The sequence below is a fragment of the Sphingomonas sp. Leaf21 genome (assembly GCF_916858675.1).
GTDB lineage: Bacteria > Pseudomonadota > Alphaproteobacteria > Sphingomonadales > Sphingomonadaceae > Sphingomonas.
The window spans coordinates 25,790-44,440 of record NZ_CAKASM010000009.1 but is presented as its reverse complement, the minus strand read 5'-3'; the positions used below and the strand labels follow the sequence as shown (position 1 = coordinate 44,440).

The 18,651-nt window shown below is 66.7% G+C and carries 15 protein-coding genes; 11 read left to right on the top strand and 4 right to left on the bottom strand.

The window, feature by feature from the left end; translation table 11 throughout:
• The first annotated feature begins 100 nt into the window (after nucleotides 1-100).
• The 5 genes from LRP66_RS09595 (at nucleotide 101) to LRP66_RS09575 (ending at nucleotide 6,351) form a co-directional block, all read left to right on the top strand.
• On the top strand, nucleotides 101-1,246 hold the full coding sequence (locus tag LRP66_RS09595) for a mandelate racemase/muconate lactonizing enzyme family protein (protein ID WP_230482275.1): 1,146 nt from the start codon (nucleotides 101-103) through the stop codon (nucleotides 1,244-1,246).
• Nucleotides 1,243-2,562 (top strand): MFS transporter, encoded by a 1,320-nt coding sequence (locus LRP66_RS09590; RefSeq protein ID WP_230482274.1) that lies wholly within the window; start codon nucleotides 1,243-1,245, stop codon nucleotides 2,560-2,562. Before LRP66_RS09595 ends, LRP66_RS09590 begins: the two co-directional genes overlap by 4 nt.
• A gap of 106 nt (nucleotides 2,563-2,668) precedes the next feature.
• Complete coding sequence (locus tag LRP66_RS09585; protein ID WP_230482273.1) at nucleotides 2,669-4,765, top strand: right-handed parallel beta-helix repeat-containing protein; 2,097 nt, start codon at nucleotides 2,669-2,671, stop codon at nucleotides 4,763-4,765.
• Nucleotides 4,766-4,836: 71 nt separating this feature from the next.
• Nucleotides 4,837-5,550 carry a GntR family transcriptional regulator gene (locus LRP66_RS09580; protein WP_230482272.1) on the top strand — a complete coding sequence of 238 codons (714 nt, stop codon included), beginning with the start codon at nucleotides 4,837-4,839 and terminating at the stop codon, nucleotides 5,548-5,550.
• A 156-nt stretch (nucleotides 5,551-5,706) separates the two neighbouring features.
• Nucleotides 5,707-6,351 carry a TonB-dependent receptor domain-containing protein gene (locus tag LRP66_RS09575; protein WP_230482271.1) on the top strand — a complete coding sequence of 215 codons (645 nt, stop codon included), beginning with the start codon at nucleotides 5,707-5,709 and terminating at the stop codon, nucleotides 6,349-6,351.
• Nucleotides 6,352-6,393: 42 nt separating this feature from the next.
• On the opposite strand, the gene LRP66_RS09570 is transcribed toward LRP66_RS09575, so the two are convergent.
• Together LRP66_RS09570 and LRP66_RS09565 are read right to left on the bottom strand one after the other, a co-directional pair.
• Nucleotides 6,394-6,843 (bottom strand): SRPBCC domain-containing protein, encoded by a 450-nt coding sequence (locus tag LRP66_RS09570; protein WP_230482270.1) that lies wholly within the window; start codon nucleotides 6,841-6,843, stop codon nucleotides 6,394-6,396.
• Between the two features lie 99 nt (nucleotides 6,844-6,942).
• Entirely contained in the window at nucleotides 6,943-8,046 is a 1,104-nt protein-coding gene (locus tag LRP66_RS09565; protein ID WP_230482269.1) for a helix-turn-helix transcriptional regulator, read from the bottom strand.
• Nucleotides 8,047-8,440: 394 nt separating this feature from the next.
• Between LRP66_RS09565 and LRP66_RS09560 the strand changes: the two genes are divergently transcribed.
• From LRP66_RS09560 to LRP66_RS09540, 5 genes are all read left to right on the top strand, one after another.
• The gene (locus tag LRP66_RS09560) at nucleotides 8,441-10,177 is read left to right on the top strand and encodes a beta strand repeat-containing protein (protein WP_230482268.1); all 1,737 of its coding nucleotides are present in this window, start codon (nucleotides 8,441-8,443) and stop codon (nucleotides 10,175-10,177) included.
• A 72-nt stretch (nucleotides 10,178-10,249) separates the two neighbouring features.
• On the top strand, nucleotides 10,250-10,612 hold the full coding sequence (locus LRP66_RS09555) for a hypothetical protein (protein ID WP_230482267.1): 363 nt from the start codon (nucleotides 10,250-10,252) through the stop codon (nucleotides 10,610-10,612).
• 2 nt (nucleotides 10,613-10,614) lie between these two features.
• The gene (locus tag LRP66_RS09550) at nucleotides 10,615-11,325 is read left to right on the top strand and encodes a C39 family peptidase (protein ID WP_230482266.1); all 711 of its coding nucleotides are present in this window, start codon (nucleotides 10,615-10,617) and stop codon (nucleotides 11,323-11,325) included.
• Nucleotide 11,326: 1 nt separating this feature from the next.
• Nucleotides 11,327-12,043 (top strand): hypothetical protein, encoded by a 717-nt coding sequence (locus LRP66_RS09545; protein ID WP_230482265.1) that lies wholly within the window; start codon nucleotides 11,327-11,329, stop codon nucleotides 12,041-12,043.
• Between the two features lie 26 nt (nucleotides 12,044-12,069).
• Nucleotides 12,070-13,410 (top strand): transporter, encoded by a 1,341-nt coding sequence (locus tag LRP66_RS09540; protein WP_230482264.1) that lies wholly within the window; start codon nucleotides 12,070-12,072, stop codon nucleotides 13,408-13,410.
• A gap of 4 nt (nucleotides 13,411-13,414) precedes the next feature.
• Here the strand turns inward: LRP66_RS09540 and LRP66_RS09535 are convergent, their stop codons facing one another.
• Nucleotides 13,415-17,020, bottom strand: a complete 3,606-nt coding sequence (locus LRP66_RS09535; RefSeq protein WP_230482263.1) for a family 43 glycosylhydrolase — start codon at nucleotides 17,018-17,020, stop codon at nucleotides 13,415-13,417.
• Nucleotides 17,021-17,159: 139 nt separating this feature from the next.
• Between LRP66_RS09535 and LRP66_RS09530 the strand changes: the two genes are divergently transcribed.
• Complete coding sequence (locus tag LRP66_RS09530; protein WP_230482328.1) at nucleotides 17,160-17,600, top strand: DUF3617 domain-containing protein; 441 nt, start codon at nucleotides 17,160-17,162, stop codon at nucleotides 17,598-17,600.
• 14 nt (nucleotides 17,601-17,614) lie between these two features.
• Here LRP66_RS09530 and LRP66_RS09525 read toward each other — a convergent pair whose 3' ends face one another.
• Nucleotides 17,615-18,649: a glycoside hydrolase family 5 protein gene (locus LRP66_RS09525; protein WP_230482262.1), complete on the bottom strand. Its 1,035-nt coding sequence runs from the start codon at nucleotides 18,647-18,649 to the stop codon at nucleotides 17,615-17,617.
• Nucleotides 18,650-18,651 lie beyond the last annotated feature (2 nt).

The following is an 18,651-nucleotide window of genomic DNA, read 5'->3' as shown; positions in this document are numbered from 1 at the left end:
TTGACGGCGGGGCGCGTGTCGCCGCAAGAATGGGCTGTCCAACACGTTGATCCGTTTCGCCAATCGAGCGGACGGCGACGATGATATTTCAGGAGGGGGAATGACGGCCAACAGGATCGCGGGCTATCGCGTGACCCGTCTTCAATTTCGTCGCGACCGGAAAGTCGGGGATTCGCAGGTCGGTACGACCCAGGCGAACATCGTCGCCCTGGAACTGATCGACGAGGCGGGGCGCGTCGGCCTGGGGTTCGCGCAGGTCCTGTTTCAGCCCCTGCTGCCCGAGGCGACGATCGACTGGGCCTTCGGGCAGGAGGTCTTCCCGATGCTGGAGGGGCAGGAGGCCGGGGCCTTGGCGCTGCGCGTCGGGCGACCGCGCGGCGGCAATGTCCGCAAGATGCTCGTCCCGTTCGAGGAGGCGATCCAGCACGCGGTATGGGATCTGTTTTCGCAGAGTAGCGGCCTGCCGCTCTGGCGACTGCTCGGGGCACAGCGCGACACCGTCCCGGTCTATGCCAGCGGTCTCGACTTCCATCTGTCGGACCACGACTTTACCGAGTTGTTCGGCCGCGCCGCCGATGCGGGCTATCGCGGATACAAGATCAAGGTCGGCCACCCCGACATCGCGCGCGACCTGCATCGACTGGACCTGCTGCGCAAGGCGACGGGCGATGACGGCAGACCGGTGATGATCGACGCCAACGAAGCCTGGACGGCCGCCGAGACGCGGGCCGCGCTGGCAATGTTCGAGCGTGCCGGGCACCGCATCTACTGGATCGAGGATCCGATCCCGCGCGACGATTTCGACGGGCTTCGTCGGCTGCGGCTCGCCTGTCCGGACACCCGCGTCAACAGCGGCGAGTATCTGGACCTGTCGGGCAAGCGCAAGCTGCTCCAGGCCGATGCCTGCGACATGCTGAACGTCCATGGCCAGGTCAGCGACGTGATGCGTGCGGGCTGGCTGGCGGGCGAGCACAATGTCGAGGTGACGTTCGGGAACAGCTTCCTGGAGATCGGCGTCAACATGGCACTGGCGCTACCCGGCGTGCGGTGGCTGGAATACAGCTTCCAGAATTTCGAGCATCTGGTCGAGGAACCCTATGTGATCCGGGACGGCCTGATCCGGGGGCATGACCGGCCGGGTCACGGCCTGCGATTGAGCGAGGCGGTGCGATCGACCCACCATACGCCCGAGCCGCTCGATGAGGATGCGCTGCCGCCCGCGCCCGGCTGGGAGCGCCCGGCATGAGCGTCGGGTTGACGCCGTCGCTGGAGGAACCCGCCGCCGTGCTGGCGGCCGCGACCGATGGTGCGGCGGCGCGCCATTACGTCACCGGGCGACGCAAATGGGTGCTGCTGGTGTCGCTGGGCCTCGTGTTCTTCACGCTGCTCACCCTCTACGCATCCTGCCTTGGCGTGCTGTTGCCCAACCAGATCCAGAATATTGATCCCGCGGGCAAGGCGAAGACGCTGGGCATCATCTACGCGATCACGTCGGTGTTCAGCACGTTGACGACGCCGATCGCGGGCGCACTGTCGGATCGGACGCGCAGCCGCTTCGGACGCAGGACGCCGTGGATCGTCGTCGGCGCGACCATCGGCGGCGTCGCGATCATCCTGACCCCCCATGGCGGCGGGCTGGTGGGGATAACCGCGATCTGGCTTGTGTCCGTGGTCACGCTCAACGCGATGCAGCCCGCGATCACGACGCTGGTCGCCGATCGCTTTCCGCCCGAGGAGCGGGGACTCGCCTCGGGCGTCGTCGGCGGCGCGATGACGGCGGGCGTGTCGTTCGGCACCTTCTTCGCCGGTACGCTGGCCAGCCAGATCCCGCTGGCCTATGGCATCGTCGGCACCGCGATCATCGTCGTGTGCCTGGCGTTCGTGCTCGTCAATCCGGAGCCGCAGGTCGCGCTGCCGCCATCGACGCCGCTGAAGCTGGGCGCGTTCCTGAAGGGCTTCTGGATATCGCCGCGCGCCTATCCCGACTTCGCCTGGGCGTTCCTGGGCCGCTTTTGCATCTATATGGGCTATCAGGCGATCCTGACCTATCTGCTCTACATCCTCCAGGATCATATCGGGATGAGCCAGGGGCGCGCGAACCAGATGATCGCGAGCATGTCGATCGTCACCTTCGTCGCGCTGGTCGTATCCGGACTGGGCTCGGGCGTGCTGTCCGATCGCCTGGGGCGGCGCAAGCCTCTCGTCTTCCTCGCCAGCCTCATCATGGCGGCGGCGGTGGCGATGCCGCTGATCGTGCCGACGGCGCATGGCATGTTCGCCTATGCGGTGCTGATCGGACTGGGCTACGGCGCGTTCATGTCGGTCGACCTGGCGCTGATGACGCAGGTCCTGCCCAAGCCCAGGCCGGGCGAGGAGGATGCGACCGGCAAGGACCTGGGCATCCTGACCACCGCCGTCAACGTGCCGCAGATCCTCAGCCCGGTCATGGCCGCCGCGCTGCTGTCGGCGACGGGCAACAATTATACGGTGCTGTTCATCGTGTCGGGCGTCTTCGTCCTCGTCGGGTCGTTCCTCGTCCTGCCGATCCGGTCGGTACGATGACATGGCGTCGATCGGCGGCCGATTGGCACGGCTTAGGTGAGACCCGATTCATGCTGTCCGCCGCCCGTGCGCAGCATCTTTACGCCTTTTCCGCGGGAGATACGGAATGACATCACGCTTGATCGGAGCGGGCCTGGCTCTGCTGTTCGTCCACCCGGCCACGGCGGCGCAGCAACTGCCCCCCGCGCCCGTCATCCCCTCGGCTCAGGCAGGCGGCGTTCCCAATTCGCACGAGTCGTTCAGCGCCATCTCGCTGCCGGTGCCATCCGCCGCCATTCCGGTCGTGCTGCGCGTGTCGCCGCAGGGGGACGATGCGGGCGACGGATCGGCGGCGCATCCCTTTCGCACGCCGGAGCGCGCGCAGCAGGCGGTGCGGCGGCTCAACGGCGTCCATGACGTCACCGTCGAACTGGCGGACGGCGTCTATACCCTGACGGCGCCGCTGCGCTTCACGGCGGCGGATGGCGGGCAGGGCGGGCATGTCGTCCGCTGGACGGCGGCGGCGGGTGCGCATCCCGTGCTTTCGGGAGGTATGCCGGTCGGTGGCTGGACGCTGGCCGACCGCGCGCGCGATATCTGGGTCGCCGATGTGCCGCGTGGCCTCGACCCGCGCCAGCTCTGGGTGGCGGGCCGCATGGCGCAGAGGGCGCATGTCGCGATCCCCCGCAAGGCCGTCGCCTTCACCGCAACGGGCATGACGATCGTCGATCCCGCCTGGCGCTTCCTGGCAAGCCTGCCCGACCAGTCGCGTATCGAGGTCGAGCAGACCGGGTTCTTCACCGATCGCCGCGCCGTCGTCGACCGGATCGACGGCGATACGATCCGGATGCAGCAGCCCGGCTGGCGCAACAACCTGATCGGATACGACACGCTGGCCAAGACGCTGGCGGGGGACAAGGGGCGGCTGTTCCTGGTCAATTCGCTCGCCTTCCTGCGTGACGGGGGGCAGTGGTTCGTCGATCCGGCGGCGGGAAAGCTCTATTACAAGCCGATGGCCGGTGAGGACATGGCCCGGATCGCCGTCGTGCTGCCCCGGCTGGAGTCGCTCGTGTCGATCGCGGGCAGCTATGACCGGCCGGTGACCGATCTGGGTTTCGATGGTCTTGCGTTCCGCCACACAAGCTGGCTCGCCCCCTCCAGCGCGGAGGGTTACGCCAGCCAGCAGAGCGGTTCCTACCTCGCCGGGCTGATCCCCGGCTTCCCGGAGGATCCCATCCGCGATTGTAGCTGGGGCTGCTGGGCGTTCGAGACGATGCGCAATCGCTGGCGCCAGCAACCCGCCGCGGTGCAGGTCGCGGCGGCGGTGCGCGTGACGTTCGACCGGGCCGAGTTCACGCAGCTGGGGCAGGTCGCGCTGGGCATCGGCAACAATCCGGAAGCCAATGACAGCGGCATCGGCTACGGTGCGGCGGGCGTCGAGGTGCGCCGCAGCCGCTTCGGCCAGCTCGCGGGCGGGGCGATCATGGTCGGCGGCATCCTGCCCGATGCGCATCATCCGCCTCGGCCTGAGATGGGCGTGCGCAATGTCGTCATCGCCGACAATCGCATCGAAACCGTGTCGCAGGACTATAAGGAACAGGCCGCGATCCTCGTCACCTATGCGGCGGGTACGGTGGTCATGCATAACGACGTGTCCGACGCACCCTATGACGGGATCGACATCGGTTGGGGCTGGGGCGTCAACGATCCGGGCGGCAGCGGCGCCTATCGCACCCGGACGCGCGGCTATTACGACCAGCCGGGCAATATCGTGTACGATACGCCCACGATCCTGCGCGATACGGTGGTGCAGGGCAACCGCGTGCACAAGGTCAAGCAGTGGTTCGCCGATGGCGGGGCGATCTATCACCTCTCGGCCGATCCGGGCGCGCTGATCGCCGAGAATTTTGTCTATGACGTGCCCGGCGGCATCGGCCTCTATCTGGACGAGGGATCGCGCTACGTCACCGTCCGCCAGAATGTCATCCAGGGCGTCGGCGTCTGGCTGAACGCGAACACGATGGACAGCTATCGCCCGCATCGCACCACGCTGGACAATGTGGCGACGGGCAACTGGTATGACGGCGGCCGCCTGAACGGATCATGGGACGCCTATATGGACAACCGGCTGATCGACAATGTGAAGGTGCCGCCCGGTCAGTGGCCCGCGGCGGCGCGTGCGGTGATCGATGCGTCCGGTCCCAGGGCGGACGAGGCGAAATGAGCCAGCCGGGGAATTCTCAGCCGCTCGGAGCCGGTGGCGGCGGCCGTCGCAAAGCGGTAGGAGCGAAGGTCATGAAAGAGCCCGTTTCCGTCAAACGTCCACGTACCCGGATCACCAAGGTCGACGAACCGGTCGAGTCCGGCCGCCGCCTGGGCGAGATGGCCTATCGCCGAATCCTGGAAGGCCTGTTCGACCGGCGGATTTCGGCGGGGTCGTTCATTTCGCAGAGCGAGTTGATGCAGTTGCTCGACCTGCCGATCCAGCCGCTTCGCGACGCGCTCCGCGTGCTGGAGACGGAGGGCATCCTGAAGATCCATGCCCGGTCCGGCATCGAGTTTCTCAAGGCCGATCTGGAGCTGGCGCGTTCCACCTATCAGTTCCGGTCGATCATCGAGCGCTCCGCGGCACGCGCCTTTGCGGAAACCGCCGACACCGCCGAGATCACCAGGCTGATCGCCGATCACCGCGCGCTCCTCGAGCGGCTGGAGTCGGGGCAGGCGGACGAGCGTGCCGCCGACGAGATCGAGCAACTGGAACAGCGCTTCCACAGCAGCATGATCGCGGCGCTGCGCAATCCGATGATCGAGACGACGGCACGGCGGCTGAAAAACTATGTCGCGGTCATCCGCCTCGACCTGACCGCGACGACGCCGCGCATGATCCGCACCATCCGCGAGCATCTCGACGTGCTCGACGCCTGTCTGGCGCGCGATCCGGCGGCGGCGGAGGCGGCGCTGGGCTATCACTTCCAGGCCGCGTTGCAGCGGATCCTCGGCATGGTCTGAGCGCCGCGCCGAGGCGGTAAGGCGGCGGCGTGGAGAGCGTCGTTTGGCGGAGGCGATGACGGGCCGACGCGGTCGGCTTGCCGATATTCGACGATCGAACGCCCACTCGACGGGTTCGTCGGCACGGCCGGCCAGGTCGCTGCCGGGTCCACAGGGATGACGCCAGTCCGCGCCCCTCGTCCAGCGCCACCAGCGCGACGCATCACCGCCAATGTCGCGGCCTTCTGGACCGATGTGAAGGACTATCAGACGACGATCGTCGACGTGGAGCGCAACGGCGTCAGCTTCTTCACCAACGCGGCCAAGGTTCGTACCCGCGGGGTCGAGGCTGATGTGCGAGCGGCCCCGACACGCTGGCTGACGCTCTATGGATCGGGCACCTATGACGATGCGCGGTACATTTCCTATGCGAATGGGCCGTGCCCCATCGAGGTCACGGGGCGAACCCTGTGCGATCTGAGCGGCCAGCGGCTGCCGGGCGTCTCGCGCTGGGCCGTCTCGGCCGGGGGAGAGGTTCGCACGACGCTGCGCAGGACGTCGGGCGAGGATCACGAAGCCTATCTGGGATCCGCTAACAGCTATCGCTCCACGACCAACAGTACCGCCAGCCTCAGCCGCTATTCGGGCATTCCGGGCTATGCGCTGCTCAATATCCGGTTCGGGATCCGGTCGGCGGATGGCCGCTATGACATACAATTCCGGGGTCGCAACCTGACCGACGCGACCTATTACCTGTCACTCGCCGCCAACAATGCCGATGCCATCACCGGGACGCTCGGCGACCCCGAACCTATGGCCTGACGCTTCGGACCAAATGGTAGAATGGTCCCCGGCGTTCGTCGCTCACAGCGTTCCGCCTTCGGCAAGCGTCTTGAGCTGGTCGGCCATCGCGCCCCAGCCGCCCTCGAAGCCCATCGCCCGGTGCTGCTCCAGCGCCTCGTCGGTCCAGTGCCGGGCGGTCGCCGTGAAGCGGGTGCCCGCGCCGTCCTCCACGATCGCGAACAGCCCGACCAGGAACGGGCCGCTCGGCTGCCAGTCGCCCGTGAACGCGTCCGTAAAGACGAAGCGGCGTTCGGGCTGGAAGTCGAGGATGATGCCTTCATTCGGCATTTCCTCGCCATTGGGTCCGTGCATCACCACCAGGCTGCGGCCGCCGGGTCGCCATTCGATCTCTCGCGTCGCGGCACGCCAGGGGCGGGGGCAGAACCAATCGTCGAAGCGATCGATCATCGTCGTCCATACGGTGGCGACGGGTGCCTCGATATGTCGTTCGACGCTGAGTTCGCGGTTCATGCCCTCTCTCTCCTTTGTATAGCAGTGTGACGTCGCGCTTGAAATGCCGAACGCCGACGTCCTTGGCCTGGACGGAGGTGCCCTGCTGTGCGGCCGGCATTATCGCTTTTTGGGCCGCTCGCTCATCGAGGTACGCACCAGATTGCTGAAGATCAACCGCACAAGATCGACCTGGCGATTGCTACCGGTCTTCACGAACACCTGTTTGAGATAGCCGCGCGCGGTGCCCAGCTTGACGTGGAGCGACTGGGCCGCGGTCGCCAGCGTCTGCCCCGACGCCAGCAGGCACGCCAATTCGGTTTCCACGCGCGACAGCCGAAAGAGCTTGCACACCGGTTCCGCGAGCTGGTGAATGTCGAGGCCGGGGTCGACGAAGAAGAGCAGCGCGCCGTCCCCGTCGTCGAGGTCGGAGCGAGGCGCACGCACGAACGACGTGACCAGGGGCGGGCCATGCTCGCGCCGCAGCATCAGAAGCGGCATCCGGTCGCCCGCCTTCGCGACGCCATTTTGCGAAAGGACATATTGGATCGCCGTCAGCAATGTCGCCGCGTCGCTCCGGTCGGTCGCCTGCACCTGGCCGCGATGTTCGCGGATGCCGTCCTGTCGATCCATCAGCAGGCGCGCGGTATCGTTGGCGAAGGCGATATGGCCGTCACCCGACAACAGCACGATACCGATCGCGACGAGGTTCAGCCCCGCCTCCACCCCGCTCGACCGACGCTGCGCCAACCGCATGAACTGCCACAGGCGCATATAGGCCGCGACGCTTGGCCAGTCGCGCAGGCACGCAATCTCGACCTCGCGCCGCTGCTCCTCGTTCGGTTGACCGAAGACAAGGTTGACGAACGTGCTGGCATGGCCGGGCGTCCGCTGGACCGGGATCACCAGCGTCGTCGTGGCGGGGGACACGGGCTGGCGTTCGAACCAGATCGGCACGGGCGCGTGATGGCCGATCCGGGGTTCGATCTGCTCCGCAAAGCGTAGCAGCGCGGCCTGAGCGGCCTCGTCCAGCCCCTCGGCTGCAAGGCAATGCGTCTCTCCCTGGTCCGGTACGCTGGTCAACGCCCAAGCGTCGGCGCCCAGGCTTCTCGCGAAGTGGCGGATGATAAGACCGACGTCGTCGGAAGATGCGGCGGTCGATCGGTCGACGTCGTCCAGCGTGACGCGCGCAAGACGCTCATGCGCGCAAGTCGCCGCTACCATCGGTGAATGCCGAATGCTCTCCCAATCGTGCATCGACATCGTTGTGCCGCGCGCGAAGGCTCCCGAAGAGAGCATTGGCAGATCTTCTTCTGCCGACAACGCACCACCTCTCCAAAGATGGATCCCGATTCCCTGTGTCGGGTGTCCCCTTCTACGCCAACAGAAGAGCTTGGGATTGGATCCTTCGCATCCCGATTTGAAACAGGCGTCCACCAACAAAAATGACAAGACCCTCATTTGGGGGTGGTCGACGCCGACGATTGGGGGGAGCGCTCGCCCGCGAATGGGAGGAATGGTTAACCAAACATTAACGATATTTCATGATCCGTCCGGTCCGCAGCGTTGCCGGGCTTCTGAAATTGCCGGGATGACCGGCCAACAAGGGGTGCTTGACATGAAATCGAGTCTTCTGATCGCCGCTTCCATTCCGGTATTGGCCTGGACCGTGCCCGTGGGCGCCCAGACCACCGACCCCGCCCAGAGCTACACGGCGACCAACACCGGCAATGCGGCAGGCAATGATGTGGCGAGCAGCGCCTATAATACCGACAACACCAACAATTCGACCAACAACAGCAACAACACCTCTTCGAACTCGCAGGCATGGACGGACAATACGAACCGTTCGACCACCGACAATTCGAACTACACGCGCACGAACGCGTCGACCAACGACAGCGGCAATACGGCGACCACGACCTGGACCGACTCGTCGGATCGCTCATGGACCGACAATGCGAACCGCTCGACGACGGACAACTCGAACAATTCGCGCACCAACAATTCGACGAACGACAGCAACAACACGGCCAGCACGGCCTGGACCGACTCGTCGAACCGGTCGATGACGGACAATTCGAACAATTCGCGGACGAACAATTCCACGAACGACAGCAACAATACGGCCAGCTCGACCTGGACGGATTCCTCGAACCGGTCGATGACCGACAATTCCAACAATTCGCACACGACGACGGACAGCAGCGGCGCTTCGGGCGCACAGGTGGCGGCCAATAACGGCAGCACCGCGACTGACAGCCGTAACCAGTCGGTGACCAGCACCGACAATGCCGACCGCTCCATGACCGACAATTCGAACCGCTCGGTCAACACCACCAACTCGTCGGCCAGCGGCGCGCAGGTCGCCGCGAACAATGGCGGCTCGGCCTCCGACAGCCGTAACCAGTCGGTGACCAACACCGACAATGCGGATCGGTCCTACACCTATAACGATCATGCCGATCGCTCGACGGTGAATACCGACAATGCCAATCGCTCGACGAACACGAGCACCACATCGGCCTCGGGTGCGCAGGTCGCCAATAACGGCGGCGGATCGGCGACCGACAGCCGCGACCAGTCGAACAACTCGCGCATGACGACGACGAACACCGACAATTCGGCGAGCGGCGCGCAGGTGGCGGCGAGCGGTGGCAGCATGGCGAGCGACAGCCGCAACCAGTCGACCACGACGCATACGTCCACGTCCAGTGCCTCGGGCGCGCAGGTCGCCAATAACGGTAGCGGTTCGGCCAGCGACAGCCGCAATCAGTCGATGACCGACAATTCGCAGGTCAGCTCGGCCAGTGGCGCGCAGGTGGCGGCGAACAACGGCAATGCAACCGACAGCCGTAACCAGTCGACGACCGACAATTCGCAGACCAGCTCGGCCAGCGGCGCGCAGGTGGCGGCGAACAACGGCGACGCGATCGACAATCGCAACCAGTCGACCAACGACAATTCCGACCGCCGCAACACGGCCCGGAACTCGGGCAGCGGATCGGTCGCGACCAATGGCGATGCGAGCTATGCCGACAGCTCGTCGCGCAGCACCGGCTATGCGACCGCCGGAACCGGCGCAGCCTCGACGTCCAACGTCTTCGGCGCGAGCGCGGTCGTGTCGTCGGCGACCCTGGCCAGCTATGTCACCGGCGTTCGGGTCGACTATGGCCAGACCCCCGGCGGCGCGACGGCCTCGGTCGACAACAGCCTGACGACCGGCGACGGGGCGTTCCAGAACCTGGCGGGACTACAGTCGCTCAACATGAACACCGGCGTCGGCGCATCGCAGAATTCGGCGGTGAACGTCAGCGTTTCGGCCGGGGCGATCAACCTCGGTGGTGGTCAATAACAGGCAGTGGGTGGGGAGGGCGGTGGCAACGCCGCCCTCCCGTCTCTCTGCGATCGGTCGGGAGCACGACACATGCGTATTCTCTTCCTGGGTGCGACGCTGTTGACGGTCGCGATCCCCGCGGCGGCAACGGCCCAGACCGCCCCGACGACCACGGCCGAACCCCAGGCGTCACCATTTGGCAGCGCCGCGCCGGTCGACAACGCACTGCTCGGAACGGTCACCGGCCAGTCGGACCTGTCCCAAGTGATCCGTGCCCAGAACAGCAGCACGGTCAGCGGCAACAGCGTCAGCGGTCATTCGGAGACGGGCACGATCAGCTTCGACCAGAATAGCTTTCAGGGCCTGAACGGCCTGTCGCTGCTCAGCGCGAATACCGGAAACAATGTTTCCATCAACTCGTCGCTGAACGTCAACGTCGCGATCAACCAATAGCCATGGGGCGGGCGGCGCGAGCGCGGCTGATCGGGTTCGGGGGGATGCTGACGCTCGCGGGTTGCACGGCGATGCCGCTGCCCGAGGGCGGGAACAGCGTCAATTTCTCCTCGACGCTCAATTTCGGAACGCCCGTCACCAGCCTGATCGGCCGTCGCTTCGAAACCGTGGTGCGCCAGCAATACGACTTCAGTTGCGGTTCGGCCGCACTCGCGACGCTGCTTCGCTTCCATTATGCCGATCCGCAGAACGAACAGAGCGTCTTTCTGGGCATGTTCCGCGATGGCGACCGGGCTCAGATCCGGCGGCTCGGCTTTTCGCTGCTCGACATGAAGCGCTATCTGGCGGCGCGGGGGATCGCGGCGGACGGCTTCAAGGTCAGCATCGAGCAGATCGCCAAGGCGCGCATTCCCGGCATCGCGCTGATCGACTTCGAAGGCTATCGCCACTTCGTCGTCGTCAAGGGGATCGATGACGATACGCTTCTTCTCGGCGACCCGTCGCTCGGCCTGCGGCGCGAGACGATCGGGCGCTTCGCCAGGCAGTGGAACGGCGTCTTCTTCATCATCAGCGGTCGTGATGCGGTGGGGCGATCGCATTTCAACATGCCCGCCGACCTGGCGCGCGCGCCGCGTGGTCGGCCCTTCCTGCCAGCCGACCCGCTGGAAAGCGCGCAACTCGCCTTGACCCGCCCCCGTCTCGGAGAATTTTGACATGCCGCTCGCGATCCTGTTCGCCGCGGCGCTGGCGACCGCCGCGCCCGAATCCGACGATCCACGTCGTGTCGGCGATGCGGCGCCGGTGCCGGATCGCGAATTGGCGACGATGCGCGGCGGGCTGATGCTGCCCAACGGGCTGAACGTCGCGATCGGCATAGACATCCAGACGCGCATCGACGGCGTGCTGGCGCTCCACACCATCTTCTCCAGCGAAGCGCCGGGCGTGCGCGTCTTCACCAATGGCGCGACCGGCCAGGCGCAGGTGCCCGGCACCGTCACCGTCGGGACGGGCGAGCCCGACTGGCCGACCGTCTCCGTCTCGCGCACGCCGACCGGGACCATCGTGACCGCGCCGGGGGCGGGATCGCCGGGCGTCAACATCGTGTCCGGACCGACGACCGGCTGGCTCGACGCCTCGGGCCAGACGCCGGTGCCGGTCACCCCGAACGGACCAGCCGTCGCGGCGAGTTCGGGGACGATCCGGCTGACCAGCGACGATCGCGGCAGCCAGGTGCAGTTGCTGACCCCGACGACCGAGATACGGCACCTCGTCGGTCAGGCGACCGGCGCGGTGGTGTCCAACACCGCCAATGACCGGGTCATCGACACCGTCAGCACCGTCAACGTCAACCTGGTCGGACTGCCCGCCGGACTGATGAACGGCGTCCTGATGGTCAACCGCATCGCCACCGAAGCCGCCGGATCACGCTGAACCCCATGACGAAGGAACGATCATCGATGCGACCATCGGCCTCTTTCGCGCTCCTTTCGCTGGGCCTGATCGCCGCGCCATCGCTGGCCCAGCAACAGGTGCCCGCGACGACGGGTGTGGACGGCGGCAATGAGGATCTGCGTCGCACGCTGGCCGCCGAACGCCAGGAGCTGGAACGCCAGCAACGCGCGCTGGACGAGCAGCGGGCGCGGATCGATCGACTGGAGGCGCGGCTTTCCGGGCGTGGCGATGCCGCGACGCAATCGGCGCAGACCGCGCTGCCGCCGGGCGGGGTGCCGTTGCCCGCCTCGCCACCGCCGGTCCCACCGCCCGCGACGGCCGTCGCCTCGACGGCGGGGGGAGAGGTGCAGACGGTCGGCGAGGCACCGTCCGACCAGCGTCAGGTGCAGGTCGCGGTGCTGGCCGAACAGGGCGGCATCATCACCAAGGCCAGACGCGCGACGATGGAAGTGAACTTCGAATATGCGCGCGCCGACCGCAATCAGGTGGTGTTCCGGGGCGTGCAGATTCCCGAGGCGGTACTGATCGGCGTCTTCGACATCAACGAAAGCCGACAGGATGTGCTGACGGTCGGCGCGGTCGGGCGACTGGGGCTGACCAGCCGCCTCGAGATCAACGGGCGGCTGCCCTTCGTCTATCGCTCGGACAAGTCGGTGCTGGCGCCGGTCGCCAATCCCGGCCAGCCCAATGCCGGGCAACTCGATCGGCCGGTCAGTGGCGCGAACATCGGCGATATCGACTTCGGGCTACGCTATCAGATCACCGATGGGCGCAACGGCGCGCCATATCTGATCGCGGGCGTGCAGGCGGTGGCGCCGACGGGCACCGATCCGTTCAGCGTGCCGCGCGATCCGCTCGGCAATGCGCTGAAGGGAGCGACGGGGGCGGGATTCTGGGGCGTCACGCCCAATTTGACCGCGATCCTGCCGACCGATCCGGCGGTGCTGTTCGCCACGCTCGGCTACACCTATAATTTCGCGCGCACGATCAACCGCCAGATCGGCGCAGCCTATATCGAGCGTGTCGCGCCGGGCAGCCAGCCGTCCGCCAGCGCAGGCATCGCGATCGCGCTCAACCCGCGCACGTCGATCAGCTTCGGCTATGCGCACACCTGGGCGATGGGCACCAGGACGCGGGTGCGGGCGCTCAACCAGACGACGCAGGAACTGGGCGACGCGATGACGGCCGTCAGCCGTGACCTTCAGATCGGCCGCCTGTTGCTCGGGGTGAGCTATCGCACGTCGCCGAGCACGACGATCAACTGGAATGTCGAGGTCGGCGCGACCGACGACGCGGCGGATGTGCGCACGACGTTGCGTATCCCGTTCACCTTCACCGCCTATTGAAGGATCAGCGAACGCGGACCTCCATCGCCACGCGACGGTTCCCGGGGGCGACTTCCTCGTCGTCGCGCATCTCCAGCAGCGGTCGGCCATCCATCGCCCAGTGGACGCGGCGCACGCGTGCGTCGCGCCCGTCACCGCCGACGCCATTGCCCCAGCTATGATAGATATAGAGCGGGTTGCCATCCTCGTCGCTGGTGAAGCTGCCATGTCCCGGCCCCTGCTCGTATCGGCGATAGTCTCGCTCGCCCGCTGGCATCGGCACGCTTTTCTGGAGCGGCGACGACCATTTGCGCCACGCATCGATACGCGTCGGATCGCTGTCGAGCGGCGCGGAGATGCCGTTGACGACATAGGTCGGGCTGACCCCCGAACTGGAATAGACCAGCGTCACCCGCCCGCCATGGACGAGCGCGAACGCGCCCTCGGCCAGGTTTTCCTCCACGGAGGTCTCCGGGGCGATGATCGGCGACGCCGGCCCGGACAGCCGGGTGGGGTCATCGGGGTCGACCCTGGCGATCCACGTCAACGGATCGCCCATCGCGCCGGAGGTCGGAATGTAACGCTGCGACCATGTGTAATAGCCCTGACCGCGCAGCTCGAAATAGGACATGTCGAGGCTGATATTGGCGGGCATTTCGGGGCGCCCCAGCAGTGTGCCGTCGGCGTTGCCGATCGCCATCGGCTTCGACCAGTCGGCGGGATTGGCGGGGTCGCCGCCGTCGCGGAGCTGGATGATATGCGACTGCACCGTCGACCATGACCCGCCTTCGTTCGACCGGTCGTCGGTCGGGTTGAAGCAGGGCGCGAATAGGATCGACAGCTTGCCGCCGATCTCGTGGATTTCCGGCGCCCAATAGCATCCGGCGATCACCCGGCCGGCCGCCGTGGCGTCGCGGCGGGTCCGTCGATTGAGCAGGTCGACTTCGCGGTCGCGGCCGCCATGTTCGTCGCTGAGACCTTCGATCGTGTCCGCGATGCGAAGCGGCAGGTGGGCCGAGCCGACATTGTCGTTGTTCGTATCGTCGGTGGCGGTGAAGAGGTAGCGGACCCGTCCGTCATGCTCCCAGCGATAGATATCGGGATCGGCGCGGTTGTAGGCGAAGATCGCCGGATAGCGAGGCTGGCGGATGGTGCCGTGAACCCGGTAAAGGCCGGGCGTGGAAAGCTGTGCCATATCGGCGGCGTCCCAATCCACCGCGCGCGTGGCGGTGGAGCCGTCCGAATAGCCGAGCGTCACGCGCACCTTGGCGAGGTCGCCGGTCCGGCCCCGGGCAATGACCTGGGGGGCGACGTCCGCGGTGCGGTTGACGATGCGGCCGAAGCGCGCGGTCAGCGCCGTCGCGGTGGCGGCATCGATCGGCAGCGTGTCCTGGGCGGTGACCGTCACGACACCGGTGCGAACCCCGCCGACATTGCCGGTCGAGGCGATCCGTCCGCGCCGTCCACCATGTGCCGGATAATAGGGCGTTTCACGCCATTCCACCCGGGCGAGGTCGGCGACCGTCGTCCAGCGCGGCTGGCCTGCGCGGTCGGTCCATGACACGACATAGTGGCGGTTCGCGCTGTCCCAGATGGCACGTGGCTGGCCAATCCCCTGATCGGATTGCAGGTCCAGCGTGCCGAGCTCGACGAACTCGCCGGATTTCGGATCGCGTTGGAAGATGACCGTCGCCGAGGGGGCGGGGTCCGGAACGCCGTCCATGTTCACGCGGCTCGCGATGACGCCGATCGATCCGTCGGCGAAGTGGAAGAGGGACGGATCGGCCACGCCCCGGAGCGCCACGCGATCGACACCGGTATAGGTGCCGCGCGCGAAGACGATGCCGTAATCGTCGTTCATCGGGGTCATCAGTCCATCGGCTCCGGTCAGCGACAGATGGACGCTCCGCGCGACGGTCGGCTGGTTCGCCTCCTGCGCAGTCGAGGGAGTGCGCGCATAGGCCTCGAGCTGGCGGGCGGACTTGCCCAGCAGCGTGACGTTGAACGTCTTGGTCAGGGTCGTGCCATCCGGTCGCATCAGCGTTCCGTCGAGACGGGTCCGGCGTGCGCCCTCATCGGGGTTCGTCAGGACTCCTTCGGGCAGGGCTCGGCCATCGGCGCGCCAGGTGGCGACATATCCCGCAGGCACCGGCAGCCTCGTTCCCGATGCCAGGACCGGGGCGACGACCCAGCGTTCGGCAAGGGCGGCCTCGTCGGCTGCGACCGCGTTCCAATGGGCCACCAGACGGGCATGCTCCGCCGCGGTGATCGGCAACACCGTGCCGTGGCGCGGGGACTTTGGCAGGTTGAACCGACGCGGATAGGACCACGCGATCTTGCCATCGGGCGATTGGGTGGCGAGCGATTGGGTGGCGAGCGGGATATATCCGACGCCGCCATAGTCATCGACCCACAGGAAATACCGGAACCCGCTCGTATCGCCGGGATTGGCGCGGAAGGCCGTCGGGCCCTCCACCTCGGGCGTTCCGGCGCGACGGCCGATGCAGCGATCGATGATCGTCCACGCGCCGGAACGTCCATCGGCGCGGAGGTTGGTGGATGTCTGCGCGAGGATGTCGCTCGACGGACAGCCCGCCGCGTCGCTGACCTTGGTGAAGCGGTAATATCGGCCCTTGTCGGCCATGACCGTCGCGTCGATCATGCCCTTGGCCTTGACCGCACCGGGAACGTCGTCGGCCTTGAACCACGGCTCGGGCGTGGTGAAGGTGCGGAAGTCGCGGGTCGTCGCGCGCAAGATCTGCGGGCCGTCGCCATCCTCGACCTTGTGGTCCGCGTCCTTGTAGAGCGTGGAGGTCCAATAGACGACATAGGCGCCGATCGCCGGGTCGTAGGTGGCCTCGGGCGCCCAGGTCATACCGGCATCGGGCAGGTTCACGCGGACATGCCGCTGCTTGCCCCAGTGGATCAGGTCGGTCGATTCCCAGATTTCGAGATGCCGGCTGCCCCGGCTCGTCGAACCGCCCCAGCCGGTTCGACCCGTCGAAAGGTCCGTGGCGAGCAGGAAGAAGCGATCCCCCTCGGCCGAGCGCATGATGAAGGGGTCGCGGAGGCCGCGCGTGCCCTCGTGCGATTCGAGGATCGGCCGGGCGTCGTTCAGGCTCTTCCATTGCAGCGCGTTATTGCCCTCGGACACGGCGAAACGGAGCTTCTCGCCGTCGATCGTGTTGCCGGTGAAATAGACGAACATATAGGCGGAGGGCGGATGCGCGGCTGGCGGCGCGGCCTTTACGATCACGTCGATCGGGACGGATACGGACGCATGGCCCGGCATCGCGACCGTGGCGGTCAGGCGCACGCGGCGGTCGGCCCGGCCGCGCGTGACGCGCCCCTTGCGAACGATATCGGCGCCTCGGCCGCGATCGGCGTCGGAAATGACAGCGGGATCGGACGAGCGCCAACTGATCCGTGCGTGACCCGGGTCTCGCACGTCAGCGAGCCCGGTCAGCGTCGACGCGTCGTCGGGCAGCGTCAGGTTTCCGCGAACCGGGGAAGCGAAGGCGGGCTGGTTGCGCAATGCCTGCGCGACGGCGTCGGTCGCCGGATCGGCGGCCGGGGCCGCCGCCGTCAGGGCAAGGCAGACGATGCTCAGGGGACGCAGCGCGCCATTCATTCGGACTCTCCCGGTAGCGGCGATGGCAGCCGCGGCGCCTCGTCACATCATTACCCGTTCATTATGTCCGACATTTGCCCGGTCGCAAGGGGCTTCATATCGTATTGCGCTGTGTCCGTGCGAGGTTCACCATCGGGTGATGATCAGCCTGCTCGCCATTGCCATAGCCTTCGCCGCGCAACCCGGCGCGACCGTCACGCCGCCGGTACAGGCGGGCGCGTGGGACGTGCGGTCGAAGGTCGTCGACCTCGCCATACCGGGCGTCCCCGGCTTCTTCGTCCGTATGGCGCGGGGCAAGAGCAAGGCGGAGCGCAAGCAGGTCGCGGCGGGGCAGGGTATCGAGGCGCTGCTCGCACCCGACCCCAAGGCGCAGTGCCGGATCGAGAGCCAGACCGTCGCCGATGGTCGCTACGCGCAGACGCTGGCCTGTCCGCAGAAGAAGGGCACGCCGATGCGCATCGTCCGCTCGGGAAGCTATAGCGCGACGGGCTTTGTCGGGCAGGCGATCGTCACCGGTACGACCCCGAAAGGCGCGCTGCGGATCGTGCTGGACCAGCAGGCGAGCCGCGTCGGGGCGTAACGCGGCGACGCTACTCAGCCTTCCTTCGGTACGAGCGCCTGCCGGATCGGCTCGACCCACTGGTCGCGATCGATATCGTACAGGATGAAGTCGCTGTCGAATTGCCAATAGGCCCAGGGAAAGCCGTGCGCTTCCGCCTCGCGGCGGACCGTCGCGGTGTAGCGGGCCCGCGCCGCCATCGGCGTGCCGCTCTTCTCATAGGCGCCGAACTCCCCCATCAGCACGGGGCGGTCATTGGCCTTCGACCAGGCCCCCACCTTGTCGTAATCGGCGTTGATCCGCGCTTCGTCGGCGGCGGTGAACGGCACGCCCTTCACACCGACCATGTCGTGCGCCCAGGGCGCGCCCTGATGGGTGAAGCGGAACGGCTCATAGGAATGGAAGGTGACGAGGATATTCCGGTCGTCCTTCGGCAATTCCAGCTTGGGCAGTTCCTCCAGATTATTCCAGCGGCTGGGCCCGATGACCAGTGTGCGCGTCGGATTGGTCGCCCGGACGACGGGGATCAGTTTGCGCAGCATCGCGTTCCAGCGCGCATCGTCCAGCGGCGCATGTGGCTCGTTGAGCAGTTCGAAAAGCACCGTGTCGGGCGCGTTGCGATATCGCTCGCCGATCTGGGTCCAGAAAGCGATCAGCTTGGGCTCGCACGCGTCCGGTTCCGCCGAGCATAGGTTGAAGTCGTGTTCGTCGATGATGACGCTCAACCCCGCCGCCGTGGCGTCCTTGACGACCCCGTCGAGCGTCCTCAGCCATTGCGGATCGAGCCGGTTCTGCGCGTCCATATGGCCGAAGGACTGAAGGACCACGCGGACAAAATCGAACCCGCCCTGTCTGATGATCCGGAAATGGCGCGCCTTGAACCGCGCCTTCGCCGGAACGCGCCAGATCGGGTCGTAACCGAGGATATTGACCCCCCGGTGAAGATGCGAGGCCGTGCGCCAGGCCGGGCCGGACATCGCCGCTGCCGAGGTGGTCGGCTGTGGCGTCGCCTGGCTTGCGGCGTTGGCGGGTGCGGCGAGGACCATGGCCGAGGCCAACAACAGGGACATGC

Excerpts from the sequence above, each read along its gene's own strand:
- LRP66_RS09595 (WP_230482275.1), top strand. The coding sequence starts at position 101 with ATGACGGCCAACAGGATCGCGGGCTATCGCGTGACCCGTCTTCAATTT.
- LRP66_RS09590 (WP_230482274.1), top strand. The coding sequence starts at position 1,243 with ATGAGCGTCGGGTTGACGCCGTCGCTGGAGGAACCCGCCGCCGTGCTG.
- LRP66_RS09585 (WP_230482273.1), top strand. The coding sequence starts at position 2,669 with ATGACATCACGCTTGATCGGAGCGGGCCTGGCTCTGCTGTTCGTCCAC.
- LRP66_RS09580 (WP_230482272.1), top strand. The coding sequence starts at position 4,837 with ATGAAAGAGCCCGTTTCCGTCAAACGTCCACGTACCCGGATCACCAAG.
- LRP66_RS09575 (WP_230482271.1), top strand. The coding sequence starts at position 5,707 with ATGACGCCAGTCCGCGCCCCTCGTCCAGCGCCACCAGCGCGACGCATC.
- LRP66_RS09570 (WP_230482270.1), bottom strand. The coding sequence starts at position 6,843 with ATGAACCGCGAACTCAGCGTCGAACGACATATCGAGGCACCCGTCGCC.
- LRP66_RS09565 (WP_230482269.1), bottom strand. The coding sequence starts at position 8,046 with ATGGTAGCGGCGACTTGCGCGCATGAGCGTCTTGCGCGCGTCACGCTG.
- LRP66_RS09560 (WP_230482268.1), top strand. The coding sequence starts at position 8,441 with ATGAAATCGAGTCTTCTGATCGCCGCTTCCATTCCGGTATTGGCCTGG.
- LRP66_RS09555 (WP_230482267.1), top strand. The coding sequence starts at position 10,250 with ATGCGTATTCTCTTCCTGGGTGCGACGCTGTTGACGGTCGCGATCCCC.
- LRP66_RS09550 (WP_230482266.1), top strand. The coding sequence starts at position 10,615 with ATGGGGCGGGCGGCGCGAGCGCGGCTGATCGGGTTCGGGGGGATGCTG.
- LRP66_RS09545 (WP_230482265.1), top strand. The coding sequence starts at position 11,327 with ATGCCGCTCGCGATCCTGTTCGCCGCGGCGCTGGCGACCGCCGCGCCC.
- LRP66_RS09540 (WP_230482264.1), top strand. The coding sequence starts at position 12,070 with ATGCGACCATCGGCCTCTTTCGCGCTCCTTTCGCTGGGCCTGATCGCC.
- LRP66_RS09535 (WP_230482263.1), bottom strand. The coding sequence starts at position 17,020 with ATGAATGGCGCGCTGCGTCCCCTGAGCATCGTCTGCCTTGCCCTGACG.
- LRP66_RS09530 (WP_230482328.1), top strand. The coding sequence starts at position 17,160 with ATGATCAGCCTGCTCGCCATTGCCATAGCCTTCGCCGCGCAACCCGGC.
- LRP66_RS09525 (WP_230482262.1), bottom strand. The coding sequence starts at position 18,649 with ATGTCCCTGTTGTTGGCCTCGGCCATGGTCCTCGCCGCACCCGCCAAC.